The organism is Chryseobacterium sp. 2P (assembly GCF_059579425.1).
The window spans coordinates 450,132-472,805 of the sequence record NZ_CM184194.1 but is presented as its reverse complement, the minus strand read 5'-3'; the positions used below and the strand labels follow the sequence as shown (position 1 = coordinate 472,805).

Sequence of the window (22,674 nt, the reverse complement as noted above, 5' to 3'; positions counted from 1 at the left end):
TCAGCATGACAATTCGAACGTCTTAATATAGCGTAATATTTGTCATGCTGAAAGCATCTAAATTAATCTGTAATATAAAACATCATGCTTTTTAAATTTTAATTCCATCAATATAAACCTTGTCCGCTTTCAAGCTTCCCTGATTATAAAGGACATTCTGGAAATTATTGGTTTTGAAAGTCACAAAATCTGCTTTTTGTCCTTCGGTTAATCTTCCTCTGTCTTCCAGACCCAATGCAAAAGCTGATCTGAAAGTAATTCCTGCTAACACTTCTGCTGTGGTTAATTTTTCAAATGTTGCCAGAATGGAAGCCTGAGTAATTAAATTTCCCATCGGCGCAGAACCTGGATTCCAGTCACTTGCGATCGCTACAATCGCTCCTGCATCCAGTAATTTTCTCGCCGGCGTAAACTTTTCTCCCAATCCTAAACTTGCACCGGGTAAAGCGGTTGCCACCGTATCGGATTTGGCTAAAAATTCAATATCGTCATCAACAGTTGCTTCCAGATGATCGGCAGATTTTGCCCCCACTTCAACTGCAATTCTTGAACTTCCCGGAGTAAACTGATCGGCATGAACTGTAATTTCAAAACCTAATTCTTTAGCTTTTAACAAAAAGTTTTTACTTTCTTCGGGCTGAAATGCAGATTTTTCAATGAAAATATCTACGCGCTTTGCCAAATCCTCTTCTTTTACTTCCGGTAAAATTTCATTTACAATATAGTGTAAATAGTCTTCATTGCTTCCTTCAAAATCTCTTGGCTTCAGATGTGCGGAAAGACAGGTCGAAACCAAAGTGGCTTTCGTCTGTTCCTGTGCTTTTTTAATGATGCGAAGCATTTTCAGTTCGTTTTCTACGTCTAAACCATACCCGCTTTTTACTTCGATGGTGGTAATTCCAAGAGAAATTAAAAAGTCAATTCTTTCCAGCAAAGTTTTTAACAATTCTTCCTCCGATGCATTTCTTGTATGCTTCACCGAGCTCCAGATTCCTCCCCCGCTTTCGGCAATTTCGAGGTACGTTTTTCCTGCGTTACGCATGGCAAAATCATTCGCACGGTTTCCGCCAAAGCAAATATGCGTGTGGGAATCTACGAAAGCCGGAAGAACAATCTGCTCTCCTTCTACCGTTTCAATTTCTATATTGTGGTTTTCGGATTTTAGAATATCAAAGTTTCCGACTTTCTCAATTTTATCATTATTGATTAAAATTCCTCCATCGGGAATGATCTCAAGTTGTTCGTCTGAAAGTTTTCCTCTTAAAGGAAGGTTTGCAAGTGTTACAACCTGCTTGAAAGGACCAATTAGTTTCATTACTATAAGATTAAGATTGAGGCTTAGATTAAGGATGAATTCTGCTTAAATGGTTTGTTATCTTATTTAAATCATGTACAACTTCATTAATTAAATTTTTTATTTCTAAGCACTCATTTTCTGAAAAATATTTTACTCGGCTTCCGTATATCAAATGGCTTTTAGTTTCAAATGCAGATTCTCTGGAAATATCATAAAACCTGCCTTTATCTTTCGCTGTTCTTCTCCCAAAACCTTCAGCAATATTTGCTGAAATACTTTCCGCTGATCTTCTTAATTGTGAAGTCAACGCATAATCTTCTTTTTTGCGTAAACTTTCAGATATATTAAAACATTTTTCAGCAATATCCATTGCCTTTTGCCAAACGGGCATCTCAGTAAAATCTTTTATCATTTGTTATTACTATTTGCCTCTCAAAAATACTTAAAATATATCAATATTGTAAATCACAAATACACTTGCCCTTAATCTTTACTTAAAGCTCAGAATTACACTAAAATTAATCTCAGCCTCAACCTTAATTTTTACCTCAATTTTCCTATCTTTACGGTAAATGAAATTGAATTAATGCCCGATTTTTTACATCCAGATAAAGACAATTATTCCCGCGAAGAACTTGCGCAGGAAGAGCAGATTCGTCCCCAGAGTTTTAAAGATTTTGCCGGACAGAGAAAAACATTGGAAAATCTCGAAGTTTTCGTAACGGCTGCCAAAAGACGTGGCGGAGCTTTGGATCATGTTCTTTTGCACGGTCCTCCCGGTTTGGGAAAGACCACTTTGGCCAATATTATCGCAAATGAACTTGGGGTAAACTGCAAAATAACTTCGGGACCTGTTTTGGATAAACCCGGAAGTTTAGCCGGTTTATTAACCAATCTGGAAGAAAATGATGTGCTTTTCATTGATGAAATCCACCGTCTTTCTCCTGTTGTGGAAGAATATCTGTATTCTGCGATGGAAGATTATAAAATCGACATCATGCTGGAAACCGGTCCGAATGCACGAAGTGTACAGATCGGCTTGAATCCGTTTACTTTGGTGGGAGCAACAACACGAAGCGGAATGCTTACCAAACCGATGCTGGCAAGATTCGGTATCCAAAGCAGACTTGAATATTATACGATTGAACTTTTGTCGATGATTATTATCCGAAGTGCAAGAGTTCTGGGCGTAAAAATCTATGAAGATGCCGCAATTGAAATTGCCAGAAGAAGCCGTGGAACACCGAGAATTGCCAATGCACTTTTAAGAAGAGTCCGTGATTTTGCAGAAATAAAAGGAAACGGAGAAATCGAAATTAACATTACAAAATATGCTTTGGATTCATTAAATGTGGACGAATATGGTCTGGACGAAATGGATAACAAAATCATGCGCGTAATGATCGAAAATTTTAAAGGAAAACCCGTGGGAATTTCGGCTTTGGCAACATCTATTGCAGAAAATCCGGAAACTCTGGAGGAAGTTTATGAGCCTTTTTTAATTCAGGAAGGATTTATCATCAGAACACCGAGAGGTCGTGAAGTAACGGAAAAAGCTTATAAACACCTCAACATTTCAATGCCTAAAAACCCAGGAGAACTTTTCTGATTTTTGACTTAAATAAAAAATAAATAACATTATAAAAAACTCAATATTATATGAAGCTATATCCAATACAATGCGGAAAATTTAAGCTCGACGGCGGAGCGATGTTCGGAGTCGTCCCAAAGAGTTTGTGGGAAAAAACCAATCCTGCAGACGAAAGAAACTTAATTGAGCTGGGAACACGTTCTCTTCTTGTGGAAGACGGAAAAAAATTAATTTTAATTGACTGCGGTTTAGGAAATAAGCAGGACGATAAATTTTTCGGTCATTATTCGCTTTGGGGAGACGATAATTTAGACAAAAACTTAAAAAAATATGGTTTTGTAAGAGAAGACATTACGGATGTTTTTCTTACTCACCTTCACTTCGATCACTGCGGTGGCGCAATTGAATGGAATGACGATAAAACAGGTTACAGACCTGCATTCAAAAATGCACAGTTCTGGACGAATGAAAACCACTGGAAATGGGCAACGGAACCTAATGCAAGAGAAAAAGCGAGTTTTCTGAAAGAGAATATTATCCCGATTCAGGAAAGTGGACAACTTAACTTTTTACCTCTTCCGGCAACGGGAAATTACGGTTTTGCACCTGACTTGAAAATGGATGTGATTTTCGTTGATGGTCATACCGAAAAACAAATGCTTCCTGTCATTCAGTATCAGGAAAAAACGATTGTTTTTGCAGCCGATTTAATTCCGACAGCGGGACATATTCCTCAGGTTTATGTGATGGGTTATGATACCCGACCTCTTTTAACTTTAGAAGAAAAGGGTAAATTTCTTAAGCAGTGTGTGGATAATGAATATCTGTTGTTCTTTGAGCATGACGCACACAACGAACTGGCAAGTCTGAAAATGACTGAAAAAGGGGTAAGATTAGATGAGACGTTTAGTTTTAATGATGTTTTTGGATATTAATTTTTAACTATGGAGAAATTACATTCAGAAACTCAGAAAGCAGAACCTGATCCCTTATCTGCACCCAAAATCATTGGCTTAACTGGCGGAATCGGATCCGGAAAAACTACGGTTGCCAAATTCATTGAAGAATTCGGATTTCCGATTTATTATTCGGATGACAGGGCAAAAGATATTGTGAATGACAATGATGATTTAAAACAGAAGATCAAAGAACTTTTAGGAGATAATGCCTATGATGAAAACGGAGTCTACAACCGTAAATATGTTGCTGAAAAAGTTTTTAACGATAAAGATTTACTTCAGGGATTAAATAAAATTATTCATCCTGCTGTAAGAACAGATTTTGAGGATTGGGTAAAAAGACAAACGAAATATCTGGTTTTTAAAGAAACAGCTTTATTGTTTGAGTTAAAATTAAACCTGCAATGCTACAAGTCTATACTGGTAACTGCGGAAGATAATATCAGAATAAAAAGAGTGATGGACCGGGACGGAAAAACCTACCGCGAAGTTCAGTCTGTTATGGAAAAACAAATGCCGGAAAAAGAGAAAATAAAAATTGCCGACTGCATTATCTATAACAACACAAATCTTGAAGACCTCAAGGAACAAACCGAAAAAGTTGTTTTTGATATTGAATAAAATTAAGCTCGTTGGATGTATTTCTAACGAGTTTTTTAGTGCTTGTGTTTTCTCACATAAAAAACAGGCTCTCATTTCTGAGAGCCTGCTTAGTTGATTAATGATTAAATGTATTATTCTTTGACAAATTTCTTCTGAACAGAAATAGTATTTCCATCCAAAATATCTATCACATAAAGTCCATTTATTAAATTGTGTACATCAATCTTATTATTCAGGATAATACCGCTTGATACCAATTGTCCTGCTGAACTGTAGATCTTATAATTCGCTTTTTTGCTGATATTTTTCACATACAGTACAGAACTCACCGGATTCGGATAAATCATGACATCTGTTTGATTAATTGAATTAGCAACAGGAAGCTTAGAAATTCTTACCGTGTAATCTTCTACTTCGCCATTCGGGAAGTTGGTACAATTTACAGGAATAACATCTTTGCCCATTGCTACTCTCATCACTACATATTTGTAGTCTACCAGACTGATGAACGCATCTGCAGGTACCGTAAATGTGGTGCTCGCAGTTGGATTACTGTTTGGTCCGTCAGCAAGGATTCTTTCATTAATATCGAAGTATCCGTTTCTGTTGAAATCGATCCATACTGCAACTCCTGCTTTATTGTTTCCTGACAGCTTTTTATCAATTATGATTTTATTGTCGGAAGACCCCTGAATCAGTTCAATAAATTTAGCCGGAACTCCTGTATAATCTGTATAATTAGATCCTACGGAAGTATTCGTCATCTGAGGCTTACCATTTGGCGTTACCGTTACTTTAGAGATGTACTCTGAAGTTGTTGTTCCGGTAGATGCCATCTGACAGTAAACAATTGTTGGTGTCGTGAAGAAATAAGGCAGTGTATATGTACCCGGAGTTCCGCTACAAACGTTTGCTACCTGCATTTCATACTGTGTTAACTCTAATAAACCTGTAAGAGTAATCGTATTGGTATTCGATGGTACCATTGTCCAGCTCGGAATACCTACTTTTCTGTATCTCAGGATATAAGTAGCACCCGGGAAAGGATCCCATGTTACCTGCGCCGTAGTCGGAGTAATCGCTGTAATGGTAAGTCCCGGAGGAGGTAACTGACAAGTTCTTTCCGTAGTAAACACTTTAGGATTAGACCATGGATTTACAGTAGTTTCTCCATTACAGATATTCGCCACCTGTACTTCATAAGTTGTATACGGGCTTAAACCTGTAAGTGTATATGTATTTAATGGTGCTGCAGTAACGTTTATTGTAGACCATGTTGCTGTACCTACAATTCTGTATCTGATTACATACGTTGCACTTGGTACAACAGGAGCCCATGTTACTACGGCTGAGTTGGTAGTTACAGTTCCTATTGTAACATTCGGAGGTGTAGGATCACATCTTGTAGTGAATGTCTGTGTAGGTGTAAATGTACCCGGAGTTGTTCCACAACTTCCTGCTATCTGTACTTCATAAGTTGTAGCAGGTGTTAAACCGGTTAAAGCCAATGGTGGGTTACCTGTTAAAGTTGATACCACAACCTGAGTCCATGTACTTGTTCCTGCCACTCTGTATCTTACAATAAATGTAAGACCGCCTACAGGCACAGTCCATGTAACATTCGCAGAAGTATGAGTAATTGTGTTAAATGCTAAATTAGTAGGTGCTGTTGTAGAACAAGGTCTCAATTTCACCGCATAATCTTCGACTTCACCATTCACTGCATTCTGACACATAACTGGTGCACTTGTACGTTTAAGAACAACTCTCATTGTAGTTGTCAAAGGCCCGTTATATGCTGTTGAAGGAACGCTGAATAATGCTGTAACAGGAGTTGTAGTACTTGCCGCAGACGCCATAATCTGCTCTGTAGTTTCAAATACTCCGTTTCTGTTAAAATCGATCCAAGCTGAAACTGCATCATTTTGTGCCCCGCCTTTAGCTACTGAAATCTGGTTATTTGTAGAACCTATTTCCAGATTTACCAATGTTGCCGGAGTGGTATAGCTGATGTAGTTTGTCTGTACAGAAGTATTGCTCATTGGAGGAATACCCGGATTCACTGAAGTTATTGTCACATTTGAAATAAAGTCAGTCGTTCCTGTACCCGTCATATTACAATAAGTAATCGGAGTAGTTGTGAAAAGTACAGAGTTAGACCAAGGTCCCTGAACTCCACCACAAATTGTAGCTACCTGTACTTCATAAGCAGTTTGTTCAGTAAGCCCTGTAATATTATAAAGGTTTCCTGTAACTACAGGAGATGTATTCCAAGCTCCCACAGGGTTGGTAGTTCTCCATCTTACCAAATAAGTTGCCCCAGTAGAAGAGATCCAAGATACTGTAGCTGTAGTAGCTGCAATATTTGATATTGTAATCCCTGTAGGTGCAGCCGTAGTACATGGCTGGATATCTACAAACTGAACCTGATAGTCTTCTACCTCGCCATTACTTGTAAGAGGTGAACAAGCATCGGTAGGAGTTAAGAAGTAAACAATCACACGCATTTTTACTTTATTCGTACCAGAGTAAGCTCCGGCAGGAACAGCGAAATTAGCAGTAACAGGTGTTGTGGAAGAATAACCTAAGTTCATTATTCTTTCTCCACCAGCAACTGTAGTAGGATTGTTATTAAAAATTCCATCTCCGTTAAAATCAATCCAAGCATAAGTAGAATATGTGCTTGATAAGATCGTTCTTCCTACAGAAAGTACGTTACCTGTAGAGTTACGAGCCAAAGTAATGATCTTAGTAGGATCATTAGAATAATCTGTGTAAGTACTAGCTCCGGAGTTGTTAGACATCATCGGTGTATTCGTACCTGTAACAGTAATATTATTAATGTATCCGTCAGTTACTGTCGCAGTCCCTGAATTACAATATGAAATTGCAGGTGTAGTAAAATAAGTAGAAGCAGACCAAGCCCCTGTAACACCACCACAAATAGTTGCAACCTGTACTTCGTAAGTAGTGGAAGCATTTAAGTTTATAATAGTGTACGGGTTGGTTACCGGAGCAGCAATTACCGTCCAAGCACCAGTACCTGTTCTGTATCTTAATGTATAAGTTGCTCCGGTTGTATTGATCCAAGAAACCAAAGCTGTAGAAGCTGTAACGTTTGAAACCACTATCGGTGTTGGAGGAGCCGTTGTACAAGCCGCAAGATCAATAATCTTCACCGCATAATCTTCGATTTCTCCGTTCGCAACCGTTGCACAAGGATCTGTAATTGTAGAAGTAGAGAAAATAACTCTCATTCTAAGTGTTAACGGACCATTGTAAGAAGTTGTAGGAACTGTAAATGTAGCTGTAATAGGAGTGGTTGTACTTGCAGTAGTATTAATTACTCTTTCTGCAGCTTCAAAGATACCGTTTCTGTTGAAATCAATCCAAGCTCCGACTGCCAGTGAAGACTGAGTAGTTGTTAACCAAGATTTAGAAACAGAAATTGAGTTATTGGCAGTATTACGAACCAATGTTATCAATTTGGTAGGATCAGGAGAATAATTCGTATATGAATTCGCTCCTGAATTGTTACTCATTACGTAAGAACTCACTGGAGCTACCATTACGTTAGAAATATATCCATTGGTATTATTCGTAGAAGTAATATTACAATATGTAACCGCCGGAGTAGTGAATTGCAAAGGAGCAGTAAATGTTCCCGTAGTTCCCGAACAAACATAAGCTACCTGAACCTCATATTGAGTCTGTTCAAGAAGGTTGCTCAGTGTATAAGCATTCGTTGTTAAAGGAACTGTAATCCAAGTCGGAGAACCTACCTGTCTGTATTGTAAAACATAAGTTGCCCCCGTTGCAGGATCCCATGTTACATATGCAGAAGTTGCTGTAATATTTGTAACCGATAAGTTTAACGGAGCATTATTTGTACAAGCAATTGGCTGAATTAATTTTACTGCGTAATCTTCAACCTCACCATATGTATAACTTGTACACATTACCGGAGAAGAGCTGAATTGTAATGCAACTCTCATCTTAGTAGTTGCTGGTCCGTTATAAGCAGTTGTCGGAACATTGAAAGTGGCAGATACAGGAGTAGTTGTACTTGCTGCAGAGTTCATTACCTGTTCTGTAGCTTCAAAAACTCCGTTTCTGTTGAAGTCGATCCATACTCCTACAGCTTCACTATATACTGTACCTGTCCAAGCCTTGCTAACTGAAACTGTATTACCAGTAGAACCGATTACTAAATTTACCAAAGCACTTGCTGTAGTAGAGTAATCTGTGTAAGTAGCACCTGCAGAGTTATTACTCATTACAGAAGCTCCTACAGGAGTTACCGTAACGTTAGAAATATATTCTTCTGTAGGGTTACTTGATGTCATTGTACAATAAGTAAGTCCTAAAGTTGTAAAGTTCGTAGAACCAGAGAAAGGTCCCTGAACACCGCTACAAACTGTAGAAACCTGTACTTCGTACTGGATGCTGTCACTAAGACCTGTAAGGTTTACAGAGTTTGATGCCGCATTCACAGTAATCCATGTTGTACTTCCTACCGGACGATATCTAACAATATAAGTAGAGTTAGCAGTTGCTGTCCATGTTACTGTAGCAGTAGTCTGTGTAATAGCGGAAACTACAATACCTGTAGGAGCAGCTCCGGTACAGTTTAGCAAAGAAGCTACTGTTGAACTTCCGATTGCATAGAAAACATTTCCGATAGAGCTTACTCTGATCTTAACTGTTCCTCCAAGAGTAAGACCCGTTAGGTTAAGAGACTCACTTCCGTCATTTGGTGTGGAAGCTGCAGCTACCGTCCATGTTACTCCGTTGTCTGTAGTATAATCAATTTTTACATTCGCTACACTATAAGGAGCAGCGGTAGTATTTACCACATCCCATGTTACGTTCGTTGCACCGTTATTATATGCTGTGGTCGTAGTTACTTTGAACGGCCCGTCGTTTCCAACAATGATCTGCTGATTGGCAAACTGAGTCTGCTGCTGGGTTGGCACCGGATTATTATCTCTTACCGTAACTCTGAAGTTTGTTGTTCTTGCAACGGTAGAAACAGATTCCCATCCATTGTTAGAGTTATTTAATACTCCCGCCAATACAGAAGATAATTTAGGAAAATATCTTGTTGGACTTGTTGTAGGGTTAAATGATCTAAATGAGGCTCCGCTTGCAGTAGTTCCTAAGTTATTCTTATTAATAGTAACACTTGCATTATCAACTTCTTCCCAGCAATACGTCATAGGATCGTTTTCTGGATCTGTTGCAGAAGCCGTTAAAACGAATGCTGTACCTTTAGGAATATTAAATGTTGATAATGGCGCAATTACAGGAGGGTTGTTTGTAACCGGTGTTTCAACATCACAGGTTTTGCTGGTAAGGTTATTTTGTACCTGTGTAATACTTACGGCATGGAAATAAGGATCAGAATGAGCCTGAACATCCGTATTTGCTCCAGTAATCCCTGCATAACCCATAATTGTTGACCCAGAACCCGGCTCAACATTTACACCAGCACTTTCCAGACCGTGAGAAAAGGTGTGGTTTGCTCCCAGCTGATGTCCCATTTCATGAGCAACATAATCTATATCAAAATTATCTCCCTGAGGAATACCATCCGCCGGAGAAGTATATCCGGATCCTTTCTGTTGAGAAGTGGAACTTGTAGGATCTATACAGACACACCCGATACAACCCGCATTACCACCCCCTCCGGAAGCTCCGAATAAGTGTCCGATATCGTAGTTGGCATTACCAACATTGGCTGTAAGAGTCTGCTGAAGTTCCAAATTCCAGTTATTCATCTGCGCTGCAGGCGAATATGGATCGGTAGAAGCATTGGTATAAATTATGTTCGGATAATTTTGTAAATTAAGGTGTAGCGCAAAATCTTTTTCAAATACACCATTTACTCTTGTTAATGTAGCATTGATTGCTGTTAAAGCATTAGCAACTGTACCTCCGAAGTACTGAGTATATTCACCCGTTACAGACATTGCCAGTCTCATGGTTCTGTACTTTTTGTCGGATGACTTGGCAAAGTTTGTTGTCTGGTTGGCAAATGACTTCCCTGCTGAATAAAGATTTGCTATCTCTTGCTTAGACAGCTTATCTTCGTTCATAGAACAAAGAAAACCTTCATTACTTTTATCAGTTTTTGGATGCACACCATAAACTGTTTTGTTTTTATCAGCAGGTTCTATGAATTCATATTTACCATCCTTGACGATCATCGACTGAAAATCATCCGGTGCTAAACTGAATCTCAGGTATTTGCCGGGATCATCTATCCCGACTCCTACATAAGAGCCTAACTGATACTGGTCTGCCAGTTCTTTCACTACCACAGGGAAGCTGTAAACGGCAAATTTTTCAATTTTCCCATCTAAAGTTGGCAAAGAGATCGTGACGGGTTTTGCATTTTTTCCCGTTTCCTGAGCTTTCGCCAATTGAGACTTTAGTAGAGAAATGTCCAAAGAGTAGTAGTTCTTAATCTCAGAACTAGCTCTCGTCTTTTCCCCTCGAAATGTCGTGGGACTCCATTGTGCACTGGTAATCGCAAACAAAAAGAGGAAAAAGAAAGAAGTAAAATTTTTCTTCATAACTTTCTCAATATATTAATTACACAAATCTAAACAAATTTAATTATTAAATTAAAAATATTTCCATTTTTTTTATACAGACTTTTCAACAATTCAATTCAAAGCATTGGGAATAACTAACCAAACAAACAATATATACGAAATTGAAAATCTGATCTTATTTTAATTCATTGGATATTATTAAAAACAAAATATCCGGAATACAAATTGGGCATACAGTAATAAGCAAAAAAAATCCCCAGAAAATCTGAGGATTTTATTATTTAAATAAGGCTTAAATTATTTTTTGATGAATTTAGAAGTGAAAGAATCTTTTCCTTTTTCTTCAATCGTAATTACATATCCGCCTTTAATTAATTCTGAAACATTAATTTGTCCGGCAGTAATATTTCCTTGTTTTACCAACTGCCCTGTTGCTCCGTAAATTTTATAAGAAGCTTTATCTGACACTTTTGTAATATTTAAAATATCTGATGCCGGGTTTGGATATAATTGAATATTTGTTTTTGGTCCGTTTACATCATTTGTTGATAATGGCGTTGCAGTAACAACAACATTATAATCTTCAACTTCTCCATCATTAAAGTTATTTCCACATACCCACGTCGCAGGCGCATTTAATCCCACATTCGTAGATCCTGCGTACCCAAGTATCACTCTCATTCTTAAAGTCTGCCCTTCTACAACACCTGTTGTAGGAACCGTAAATGTACCAGAGAATGAAGATACTGCAGCTACAGGGAAATTTAATACTCTTTCTGTTGATTCAAATGTTCCATTTCTATTATAATCAATAAACACCATTGCAAAATCATATGCTGCAATATTGCTATTGATTGTAATAGGATAAGCAGTTCCTTTTACAAGATTAACCTGAAGAGAAGGATTGGTTGTAAAGTTTGAATAAGTAGCTCCAGCAGAAGTATTGTTGATATTAGCTACCTGTACTTTAGAAATATAAAGATTAGCAGCAGTTGTAGACGCAGCTGTACAATATGGAATTCCAATTGTTGAGAACGTAGTTGTAGCCGAATAAGCTCCAGGAGTTCCTGAACAAACAGCCGCTACCTGAACTTCATAATTAGTTGCATCGCTTAATCCAGACAATGTAAGAGTTGGATTTGCGGAAGTCGTCTGTTGCCAAGTTGTTGTTCCTACTACTCTATAACGAATAACGTAAGTAGCATTAAGAACCGGGTTCCAGCTTACAGTAGCACTATTGGCAGTAATATTACTAGTGGTAACACCCGTAACAGCAGATCCGTCACACGCAGCAAAAGCAGCAACATTAATTTTCCCGATAGCATAGAATACGTTTCCAATGGAAGAAATTCTCAGTTTAATAATTTGTCCGTTCAATGTTGAAGGAAATGTGAAATTTTCCGTACCATCATTAGGAGTCGAAGCGGATAATACATTCCAGGTTACCCCGTTATCCGTTGTGTAATCCACTTTTACATTAGTAACATTATAAGGAGCAGATGCAGTATTTGCAACATCCCAATTGATTGCAGTAGGAATGCTCACATTTGCATACAGAGTAGTTACTTTAAATGGTCCGTCGTTTCCTACAATAATTGTCTGAACATTATAGTCAGTTTGTTGCTGGTTAGCCGCAGCATTATTATCTCTTGCAGTTATAGCAAAGTTTGTAGTTCTTGCTACCTGAGAAACAGATTCCCAAGTATTTCCGCTGTTATCTAAAACCCCATTTAACACTGATGATAGTTTAGGAAAATAGCGCGTAGGAGTTGTACTAGGAGCCACAGATCTAAAAGAAGCACCTGTAGTTGTAGTTCCTAAATTGGTTTTGTTGATAACCACACTTGCATTATCAATTTCTTCCCATGTAAAAGTCATCGGATCATTTTCAGCATCTGTTACATTAGCCGTAAGTACGAAAGCAGTCCCTTTAGGAATGTTGTACGTTGGCAAATCAGCAATTACAGGAGGGTTGTTTGTAATACTGGTTTCAACATCACAAGTTTTTGCAACTAAATTAGCCTGTACCTGTTCAATACTTCCTATATGAAAATACGGATCTGAATGAGGCTGAACATCTGTTGTAGCTCCGGTAATACCTGCGTATCCCATAATAGTAGAGCCTGATCCCGGCTCCATCTGTACAGGATTCCCCTGCATTGTGTGAGCAAAAGTATGGTTCGCTCCTAATTGGTGTCCCATTTCGTGAGCTACATAATCAATATCGAAATTATCACCTGACGGAGGATTTGCTGCACTCGGTAAAGTACTTCCTGTTGCAGGAGAAGTAATTCCTGAACCTTTACCGTAACCTGCTACAGAATCATATCCGGTACCAACAGGACTTAAACAAACACATCCGATACAACCTGCATTACCTCCGCCGCCGGATGCACCAAATAAATGCCCGATATCATAGTTAGCCTGTCCCACATTAGCCGCCAAAACGTCTCTAAGCGTAGTATTCCATGTTGCCGGAGGAGAAGAAGCACTTGTAACCGAATCATAAGGATCCGATGCAGGATCCGGATAAATTAACCCCGGATAGCTTAATAAATTCATATGAACCGCAAAATCTTTCTCAAAAACGCCATTCACTCTTGTGATTGTAGCATTAATTTGAGTCAGCGCTCCAGCAACTCCACCGAAAAACTGAGTATATTCTCCGGTAGTTGACATTACTAATCTTAATGTTCTATACTTTTTATCGTAACTTTTAGCAAAGTTTGTAGGCTGGTTTGCAATAGATTGTCCACGTTTCAATAACAAATCAACCTGTTTTACTGCAGCCGGATCCTCCTGAGTAGAACACAGGAAACCGTTTTCATTCTTTTTGGATTTGGGATGTATACCGTAAACTGTTTTTTCGGAATTAGCCGGCTCTATAAATTCATATTCTCCTTCTTTAATAATCATCGACTGAAAATCATTTGGAGCGAGTGAAAATCTAAGATACTTTGAAGGATCATCAATTCCCACACCTACATACGAACCTAGCTGATACTTATCAGCAAGATCCTTTGCCATAACAGGAAAACTGTAGACTGCAAATTTTTCGATTTTGCCATTTTGAGTAGGTAAAGAAATTTCAACTGCTTTAGCATTTGAACCCGCTTCCTGAGCGAGTGCCAACTTAGATCTTAAAGCTGAAATATCCAATGAATAATAGGCTTTTATATCAGCCTCTTTTCTTACTTTCTCTCCTTTAAATGACGTTGGTGACCATTGTGCGGTTGCTGCACCAATCATAAAAAGAGAAAAGAAAGAAGTAAAAAATTTCTTCATAGCTTTTTAAATTAAATTTACACACCAAATATAGCCATTTCAGCTAATAATATCATATTAATAACTATTTTAACTAAAAAAATATTTTATACTAGCATTATTTCACAAAAAAGTAAATAATCTTAGGACTTTTCCGGAGATTATTTTATCATTAACAATTTGATTAATTATTTATTACTTTTTAATGAACTTAATTGCCAATCGTTTCCTGCTTTTCCATTAGTAATGATCACAAATTCCATATTTAATTAATGACAAAACAACAACTTATTCATTATTATATTGTTTGTCTATTACCATAAAATCGTAATAATATTTCCGGCGTGAAGCATATCTGTTTTTCGATTAAGATTTACACTAAATAAATATGTATCTAATGTGAAGATCATAAAAAAAGCTCTGAAATAAAATTCCAGAGCTTTTATAAGTGTATATTGTTTATTTACTTTTTAATAAACTTAATGTTTTCAGAGAGACTACCCTCTTTTACAGTAATAATGTAAGTTCCTTTAATTAGTTCAGAAACTCTCACCTGATTATTATCAATATTTCCTGCTTTCACTAATTGCCCTACTGCATTATAAATTTCATATTTAGCTTTACCTGAAACTTTTGTAATATTTAGAACATCCGAAGCTGGGTTTGGATATATCTGAATATTATTTTCAGGATTAGCCAGATCGCTGGCTGATAAAACCTGTGCCTTTAAGAATCTGCTCTGCGTAGAACTGAAGTGCGATCCTGAAAGTAAAGTTACCCCTCCCTGAGTTTTGATATTATAATATCCGCCGTAAGGATAAAGCCCGTCACCGTAAGAATCGTTAATGGTAAAGGTATAGCATTCATCTGGGTTTAATGACCAGTTCTCAGTAATGAGTGCAGGAAGTGTTGCTCCTGAGTCGATGTATCCACTTGCAGGGCTGCTGTAAACTACGGTTCCCGCGCTGTTGGTCAGCGCCCATGAAGTCTCGCTTCCATAGTTATCCAACTGAAGATTAAATACTACGTTGGTATTCACTCTCGCGGGAGCTCCAAGATAATTTACGGTTATATTGCTGTTCGACGTCCTTTGGTCTGCAACTCCGTTTACGGATGTTACGTTAATATTTAACTGACCTCCCAGAGCTGTGGAACTCATAGGAAGCGTAATAATTGCATATTTATCCTGAGCTAAGCTTCCGCTCCAGTTGTAGATCTGAACATTCCCATTTAGTGTATAAGTTATTACTGCAGAAGTCATCGTAGCTGTTCCCCTGTTGTAAAGAGAAATTTTCGGAGCCTGTGTTGTGCTTGAACAATTCACTGTGGAGCATTCTCTTTCAAGATTCACCTCAGCATCATTTGCAAATAAAGGTATTGCAATATCTTTTGTGGATGTTTTCAGTTCAACTCTTCTGGGAGAATTATTCATTACGGCGGTTATTCTGTCTTTTTGATTTACAGTAAAGACATTCATACACGTATCTGTTGTATAATCCATGTAATTTTGGATCATATCGTTTCCAGGAGCGGAAGGACATGAATCTACCGTTACACAGTTGTAATTAGGAGCGCTTGCAGCAGGGGTATCCGGACAATAATCTTTATTACTGTCGGCAGCATTTACAACGCAGGAAGAATTATCTCCCCAGATATGTCTCAATCCTAAAAAGTGACCTACTTCGTGGGTCATCGTTCTCCCTTTATCATAAGGCGCGGCAAGCAGGAAAGAATTATTCACATTGTAATCACTGCTTCCGAAAGTTGCATAATTGGCGACTACACCATCGGTATACGCTTCACCTCCAATAGTATTTAAACCTCCCAAATTAGAATTGGACGGAAACTGCGCATATCCTAATAAGCTAGAACTTGTGAAACTTACACTCCACATATTCATATATTGGGTAGGATCCCAAATTGTTTCCGGCTTTACAAAAGAGTTAATCTCCGCCTGAGACCATGTAGCCTGGCAAAGGTTTACGCGATCAATTCCATTGGTGGGATTTCCATTGGGATCTACTTTGGCTAAGGCAAACTGAATCATGGTATCTGCTCCTACTGCGTTAGTATTAAATCCGGGAGTTCCTGCCAGTCTTCTGAAATCATTATTCATTACTGTTATCTGAGACATTACCTGTTCATCAACAATATTTGGAGCTACCCCTAAATTCTGGCCACTATGAATAACGTGTACTACGACTGGAATGGTAATAATATTTCCGTTTTGGGATTTATTTGCTTTCGCCTTCTCCACTAAGGGAGCCAGCCAGGATTCAAACTGCTCGGCAGTCATTCTTCCCGGAAATGTTTTTTGTAAAAACTCTTCATACTCGGTTGTTGAACATCTGTTGAACCCGAAGGATTGTGCTAGTTCAGAAGGAGATTTTTCAACATTAAAATCAGCTTTTCTTTTAGTAAAATTCTGAGCTGCCAAGTCTGCAGCAATAAAAGAAGATAAAAAAAGTACAGCTTTAAAAGTAGTAGATTTTCGCATATAATGTATTAATATTCAAAAATATAATTGTTTTGAATAAAATAAAAGTTAAATTAAAAATATTCAACAACAAAAATTAAAAAAACCATTACTACATTATAAAAAAAGCTCTGAAATAAAATTCCAGAGCTTTTATAAGTGTATATTGTTTATTTACTTTTTAATAAACTTAATGTTTTCAGAGATATTACCCTCTTTTACAGTGATAATATAAGTTCCTTTAACCAATTCAGAAACTCTCACCTGATTATTATCAATATTTCCTGCTTTCACTAATTGCCCTACTGCATTATAAATTTCATATTTAGCTTTACCAGAAACTTTTGTAATATTTAGAACATCCGAAGCTGGGTTTGGATATACTTCAATATTACTTTCCGGATTACTAATATCGCTTGTTGATAAAATAGTAGATGTAACGAATACGTTGTAGTCTTCAACTTCGCCATAAGTATAAGATGTACATGCTTCTGGTGATGTATTATAACGTAATGCAACTCTCATTTTAAGCATTTTATTTTGAACTGCTGTAGATGGCACTGTAAACGTAGCACTTACTGTTGGAGTAGAATTTGCTGCTGCATTCATTACCAGTTCACTTGTATCAAATGTTCCATCTCTATTAAAATCAATCCATACTCTTACTGCCTCAGAATATATATCAACCGGCCAAGTCTTGGTTACGGAAACTGTATTATTATTAGATCCGCTTATTAGATTTATAGTTTTTGTAGGGTCAGTTCCGTAATCTGTATAGGTACTTGCTCCTGAAGTGTTATTAAGATTTGCCAATGTAACATTAGAAATGTATTCTTCTGATGGATCAGCTGATGATAATGCACAATATGAAACTGATGATTGAGTAACGAATTGATTATTCGCAGAGAATGTACCTAAAGTTCCTGAGCAAACTGCTGCAACTTGTACATCATATTTAACACCTTCTTCCAGATTATTTAAAGTAACAGTATTGGTAGAGGAAGTTGTTTGTTGCCATGCTGTTTCAGTAACTTTTTTATATCTTATCTGGTAAGTAGCATTTAAAATTGAATTCCAGCTTATTACAGCAGAAGAAGCTGTAACATTGGAAATTGCAATACCAGTAGGAGCACTACCATTACATGCCGCAGCACTTGTTACTAACATTTGTTTAACTGCATAGAAAACATTTCCTATTGAAGAAATTCTCAATTTAATATTCTGTCCATTTAATGCAACCGGAAAAGTATAAGTTTCCGATCCATCATTAGCTGTAGAAGCAGAAAGAACAGTCCAGGTTGTTCCGTTATTTGTTGTATAATCAATTTTTACGTTTGCAGAATTATACGGAGCTGCAGCAGTATTTGCTACATCCCATGATACTATTGATGGAGCATTATGATAAACCTGAGTAGTGTTGATTTTAAATGGTCCGTCATTACTTACCGTAACCGTTAAAATATCACTTTGTGTTTGCTGAGATGTTGTGGTTGGGTTATTATCTCTTACCGTTAATACAAAATTGGTAGGTCTTGCAACATTCGAAACAGTTTCCCAGTCTGCAGGAACTGTAAGGTTTCCGGCTAATACTGAAGATAATTTTGGAAAATATCTTGTATTTCCTGTAGCTGTTGGAGACAAAGATCTAAACAATGCTCCTGTTGTGTTATTTCCTGTTACACTTGTTACCGGAATATCCGTATCATCAAATTGTTCCCAAGTATAAGTCATTGGATCATTTTCGGGATCTGTAGCTGTTCCCGTAAGAACAAATGCAGTTCCTTTCGGAATAGTATAATCTGAAAGGGCTCCTATTACCGGAGGATTATTCGTAACAGAAGTTTCAATATCACAGGTTGTGGTAGTAAGATTATCTTCAACCTGTAAAATACTTGCAACATGGAAATAAGGATCTGAGTGTGCTTGTACATCTGTAGCCCCAGTAATACCTGCATATCCCATAATAGTAGAACCTGATCCTGGTTCCATATTAACCCCTGTTCCTTCTACATTCATAGAGAATGTGTGGTTAGCTCCTAATTGATGCCCCATCTCGTGAGCTACATAATCTATATCAAAATTGTCTCCCTGAGGAATTCCGTTTGCAGGAGAGGTAAATCCAGATCCTTTACCTTCTGGTTCAGCAGTAGTAGGATCTGTACATACACAACCAATACATCCTGCATTTCCCCCACCTCCGGAAGCACCAAATAAATGACCAATGTCATAATTCGCATTTCCTACATTTGCTGTTAAAGTATTTTGCAATTCAAGATTCCAAGCACCTCCTGCACCGGCAGACGCCGCAGAGTATGGATCCGTGGAAGCATTGGTGTAAATAACTCCCGGGAAATTTTGTAGAATTAAGTGCAATGCAAAATCTTTTTCAAAAACACCGTTTACTCTCGTCATTGTGGCGTTAATTGCAGTAAGAGCTCCTGCTACCGTTCCACCAAAAAACTGTGTATACTCCCCTGTTACAGACATTGCTAATCTCATGGTTCTGTATTTCTGAGCAGAAGATTTAGCAAAGTTAGTAGGGTTTTTATCGAATGTTTTTCCTCTTGAATATAAAGCGTCTATTTGTTTTTTTGATAATACACTTTCATTCATACTACAAACAAAACCTCCTTGAGCCTTATTCGTTTTAGGATGTACTCCGTAAATTGTTTTATCAGCATTTTGAGGTTCAATAAATTCATAAACTCCATCTTTAATAACCATTGACTGGAAATCATTTGGAGCAACTGAAAATCTCAAATATTTGGAAGGATCATCAATTCCTACACCAACATATGATCCCAATTGATACTGATCTGCTAATTCTTTTACTACAACCGGAAAGCTATACACTGAAAATTTTTCGATCTTACCATCCATCGTTGGCAGTGAAATTTCTACGGGTCTAGCATTTTTTCCTGATTCTTGTGCATCTTTAAGTTGGCTTCTTATTTTCGCAAGATCTAACTTATAGTAACTTCTAATATTAGAAGATTTTTCCGATCTACCTGCGAATGTAGTTGGAGTCCATTGAGCAATAGCTGTACTTCCAATTAAACTACATAAAAAGGTAGTAATGAGTTTTTTCATACTAAGAATATTTTTAATATTTCAAAAATACTCATACATTACTTAAAAATCAAAGAAAAAACATGAAAAAATACAAATTTAATTAAAAAACAGTATAAAAATCGTATTTATATATTAATTTTAACAATTATCATATAATAGATTAAAAATTTTATTTAAACTATAATCCTTTAAAAATTCAAAAGCATACCTTGCTTTAATGTGCTGATTTAAAATTTATACGCCAGATTCCACGCGAAGCCCATTCCGAATTTAGAAGAGCTTCTTCCGAATCCCGGTACGATCATGGGCTGGATTTCATCCTGCTTTGTGGTATATACCAGATATCTCGGCTGAAGATTGACATCAATGTAGAAATTAGTTTCAAAAAGCTGTACTCTTCCTCCCAGTGTTCCTTCCAGCCAATAAGATGACTGTGTAGAGGAAGGAAAAGATATTGCAGAGCTGCTTCCACCGTAACCACGAACCGGAACTGCCATATATTCCTGTTTGTAAAATGAACCGGCTACTTTTCCTCCGGCATAGAAACCATTGAATTCATTTTCAAGATCTTTAGCCAACATATAAAAGGCTCCGATCTTTACGAAAGGTCCGTTTGCTTTTCCGTCATACCCATTCTTTTGATAAACGTTAGATTCGAAACCGGCTTCTGCGATGGCATGAAGATTATCTTTCAGCTTTGAAGACACAAATCCCTGATACAGCTTTCTGTCTGAAAAGAAAGAAACTCCCGTATTCAGAACATCAAAACCGATCATGAAATTCGGTTCATATTTCCATTTTTCCTTTGCAGTTTCCTTTTCTTTTTTCTCCTGAGCAAAACCCAAAAGACTGATTACACTAAAAAAGAAGGAAAAGATTAGTCTTGTCTTCATTCTCTATAAAATTTTGTCCGGCCTGGATTTCCTTTACCGGAGTCGTTGTGTTTGGATCTAATACAGAATTTAAATTTTCGTAGGTAAGCTTTATTCCGCATCCCGGAGAAACATATGCAGATTTCGTAGTGTAATTTACTCTTACTTTAGATTCCGCACCTTTGTTGGTAATTCTGAAATAAATATCTGTATACGCAGAATTGTCTACTCTTAAAGGAATAACCCTTGACGTAATTTTAGCCTGTCCTCCCAACTGCACTTTTCCGGAACCGTAATCTACCGCTACATAAAGAGAATCCAGCGTTTTTTCCTTATCGGTTGCCTGTGTTTTGAAAGAAACTCTCATTCGTGGGGTTCCTTCCCCGCTTTCGCAGATATCGTTATCTCCTCCACACGAAAACAGCAGACTGATAAAGGAAATGGCAATTAAAAATTTAAAATATTTCATCTGAACATTTTGTTTTACTTTACCGGGCAAATCCGGCATTTCATATTAAGATTTGATTCCTTCAAAAGTAATTAAATTATTTCTTAATCAGCAACGCAATATTTTCTACGTGATGGGTCTGCGGGAACATATCCACAGGCAAAATCTTCACGACATTATATTGTTCTTTCATTAAGGCTAAATCTCTTGCCTGGGTAGCAGAATTACAGCTTACATAAACCACTTTTTCCGGAGAAAGTTTTAAAATCAGTTCAACCACTTTCTGGTGCATTCCGTCTCTTGGCGGATCCGTGATCAAAACATCTGCTTTAGGATGATTTGCGAGGAAATCATCATTGAAAATATCTTTCATATCTCCGCAATAGAATGTTGTATTCGTAAGACCGTTCAGTTGCGCGTGTTCAATCGCTGCATCTATGGCTTCCTGTACAGATTCTATCCCGATCACCTGCTTTGCATTTCTTGCGACATACTGCGCAATTGTTCCTGTTCCCGTATAAAGATCATATACTACTTCATCTCCTTTTAAATCTGCAAATTCAAGCGTTTTTCTGTATAATTCCAAAGCCTGTTTGTAGTTGGTCTGAAAGAATGATTTCGGACCGATTTTAAACTTCAGACCATCCATTTCTTCCATTAAATAACCTTCCCCGAAATATACATTGATATCCAGATCATAAATAGAATCGTTGGCTTTCTGATTAATCGCGTAGACCAAAGTCTTGATCTGCGGGAATTTTTCAAGCAAAAAGCCGAATAGTTTTTCTCTGTTTTCTTTTTCTTCTCTGAAAAGCTGAAAAAGAACCATCCATTCGCCTTTCGAGTTCTGTCTCATCATTAAAGTTCTTAAAAAACCTTCGTGATTGCGGACATCAAAGAAGTCTAAGCCTTCATTTACAGCATATTGTTTTACTGCCAATCGGATCGCATTCGAAGGATCTTCCTGAAGGAAACATTCTTTAAGATCAAGAATTTTGCTCCACATCCCCGGAATATGAAACCCTAAAGCATCTCTGCTGCCGAAATTTTCTTCGGAACTGATCTCATATTGGGTAAGCCAACGGGAATTGGAGAAAGAAAACTCCATTTTGTTTCGGTAAAAATACTGCTCTTCCGAACCTAAGATCGGAACGGTCTCAAAATTTTCAATCCCTCCGATTCTTTTAATATTATTGTACACTTCCTCCTGTTTGAAAGCAAGCTGTTTCTCATAGCTCATATTCTGCCATTTACAGCCTCCGCAAACTCCAAAGTGCGCACATTTCGGTTCTACTCTGTAAGGCGATTTTTCCAAAACATCTAAAGCTTCACCTTCAAAGTATTTGGACTTTGCTTTTTTCACTCTTACATTCACCACATCACCCGGAATTGCACCGGAAACCATAACGGTTTTCCCTTCTTCTGTTCTTCCTATTGCCACTCCTTTAGCTCCTGCATTTAAGAGTTTTATATTTTCAAGAATTAAATTTTTCTTATTCTTTCTGCTCATTATCTATTTTCTATTTTCCTAA

Annotated in this window: 12 protein-coding genes; 3 read left to right on the top strand and 9 right to left on the bottom strand. The window is 37.4% G+C overall.

The genetic code is table 11. From position 1 onward, the window contains the following. Window positions 1–91 precede the first annotated feature (91 nt). Both hutI and AC52CF_RS01900 read right to left on the bottom strand, forming a co-directional pair. Entirely contained in the window at window positions 92–1,315 is a 1,224-nt protein-coding gene (gene hutI, locus AC52CF_RS01905; protein WP_375180896.1) for an imidazolonepropionase, read from the bottom strand. A gap of 28 nt (window positions 1,316–1,343) precedes the next feature. Beyond that, window positions 1,344–1,709, bottom strand: coding sequence for a four helix bundle protein (locus tag AC52CF_RS01900; protein WP_375180897.1), 366 nt, complete (start codon window positions 1,707–1,709; stop codon window positions 1,344–1,346). Window positions 1,710–1,883: 174 nt separating this feature from the next. Here AC52CF_RS01900 and ruvB point away from each other — a divergent pair, with 174 nt between their 5' ends. The 3 genes from ruvB to coaE are packed head-to-tail and all read left to right on the top strand — an operon-like array spanning window position 1,884 to window position 4,468. After that, window positions 1,884–2,906 carry a Holliday junction branch migration DNA helicase RuvB gene (ruvB, locus tag AC52CF_RS01895; RefSeq protein ID WP_214591010.1) on the top strand — a complete coding sequence of 341 codons (1,023 nt, stop codon included), beginning with the start codon at window positions 1,884–1,886 and terminating at the stop codon, window positions 2,904–2,906. A gap of 50 nt (window positions 2,907–2,956) precedes the next feature. Then, on the top strand, window positions 2,957–3,823 hold the full coding sequence (locus tag AC52CF_RS01890; RefSeq protein WP_076390684.1) for an MBL fold metallo-hydrolase: 867 nt from the start codon (window positions 2,957–2,959) through the stop codon (window positions 3,821–3,823). Between the two features lie 9 nt (window positions 3,824–3,832). Beyond that, entirely contained in the window at window positions 3,833–4,468 is a 636-nt protein-coding gene (gene coaE / locus AC52CF_RS01885) for a dephospho-CoA kinase (protein ID WP_214591011.1), read from the top strand. A 113-nt stretch (window positions 4,469–4,581) separates the two neighbouring features. Here coaE and AC52CF_RS01880 read toward each other — a convergent pair whose 3' ends face one another. The 7 genes from AC52CF_RS01880 to rlmD form a co-directional block, all read right to left on the bottom strand. Further along, the gene (locus AC52CF_RS01880; RefSeq protein WP_496517765.1) at window positions 4,582–11,028 is read right to left on the bottom strand and encodes a GEVED domain-containing protein; all 6,447 of its coding nucleotides are present in this window, start codon (window positions 11,026–11,028) and stop codon (window positions 4,582–4,584) included. 279 nt (window positions 11,029–11,307) lie between these two features. Further along, the gene (locus AC52CF_RS01875; RefSeq protein ID WP_496517764.1) at window positions 11,308–14,295 is read right to left on the bottom strand and encodes a reprolysin-like metallopeptidase; all 2,988 of its coding nucleotides are present in this window, start codon (window positions 14,293–14,295) and stop codon (window positions 11,308–11,310) included. A gap of 442 nt (window positions 14,296–14,737) precedes the next feature. Beyond that, complete coding sequence (locus tag AC52CF_RS01870; RefSeq protein ID WP_496517763.1) at window positions 14,738–16,771, bottom strand: M43 family zinc metalloprotease; 2,034 nt, start codon at window positions 16,769–16,771, stop codon at window positions 14,738–14,740. Between the two features lie 153 nt (window positions 16,772–16,924). Beyond that, the gene (locus AC52CF_RS01865; RefSeq protein ID WP_214591014.1) at window positions 16,925–19,840 is read right to left on the bottom strand and encodes a reprolysin-like metallopeptidase; all 2,916 of its coding nucleotides are present in this window, start codon (window positions 19,838–19,840) and stop codon (window positions 16,925–16,927) included. 209 nt (window positions 19,841–20,049) lie between these two features. Beyond that, window positions 20,050–20,715 (bottom strand): DUF6048 family protein, encoded by a 666-nt coding sequence (locus tag AC52CF_RS01860; RefSeq protein WP_214591015.1) that lies wholly within the window; start codon window positions 20,713–20,715, stop codon window positions 20,050–20,052. After that, complete coding sequence (locus AC52CF_RS01855; protein ID WP_214591016.1) at window positions 20,681–21,163, bottom strand: DUF6452 family protein; 483 nt, start codon at window positions 21,161–21,163, stop codon at window positions 20,681–20,683. The genes AC52CF_RS01860 and AC52CF_RS01855 overlap by 35 nt, the downstream gene beginning before the upstream one ends. 76 nt (window positions 21,164–21,239) lie before the next feature. Further along, window positions 21,240–22,652 (bottom strand): 23S rRNA (uracil(1939)-C(5))-methyltransferase RlmD, encoded by a 1,413-nt coding sequence (gene rlmD / locus AC52CF_RS01850; protein ID WP_496517762.1) that lies wholly within the window; start codon window positions 22,650–22,652, stop codon window positions 21,240–21,242. Between the last annotated feature and the right edge of the window lie 22 nt (window positions 22,653–22,674).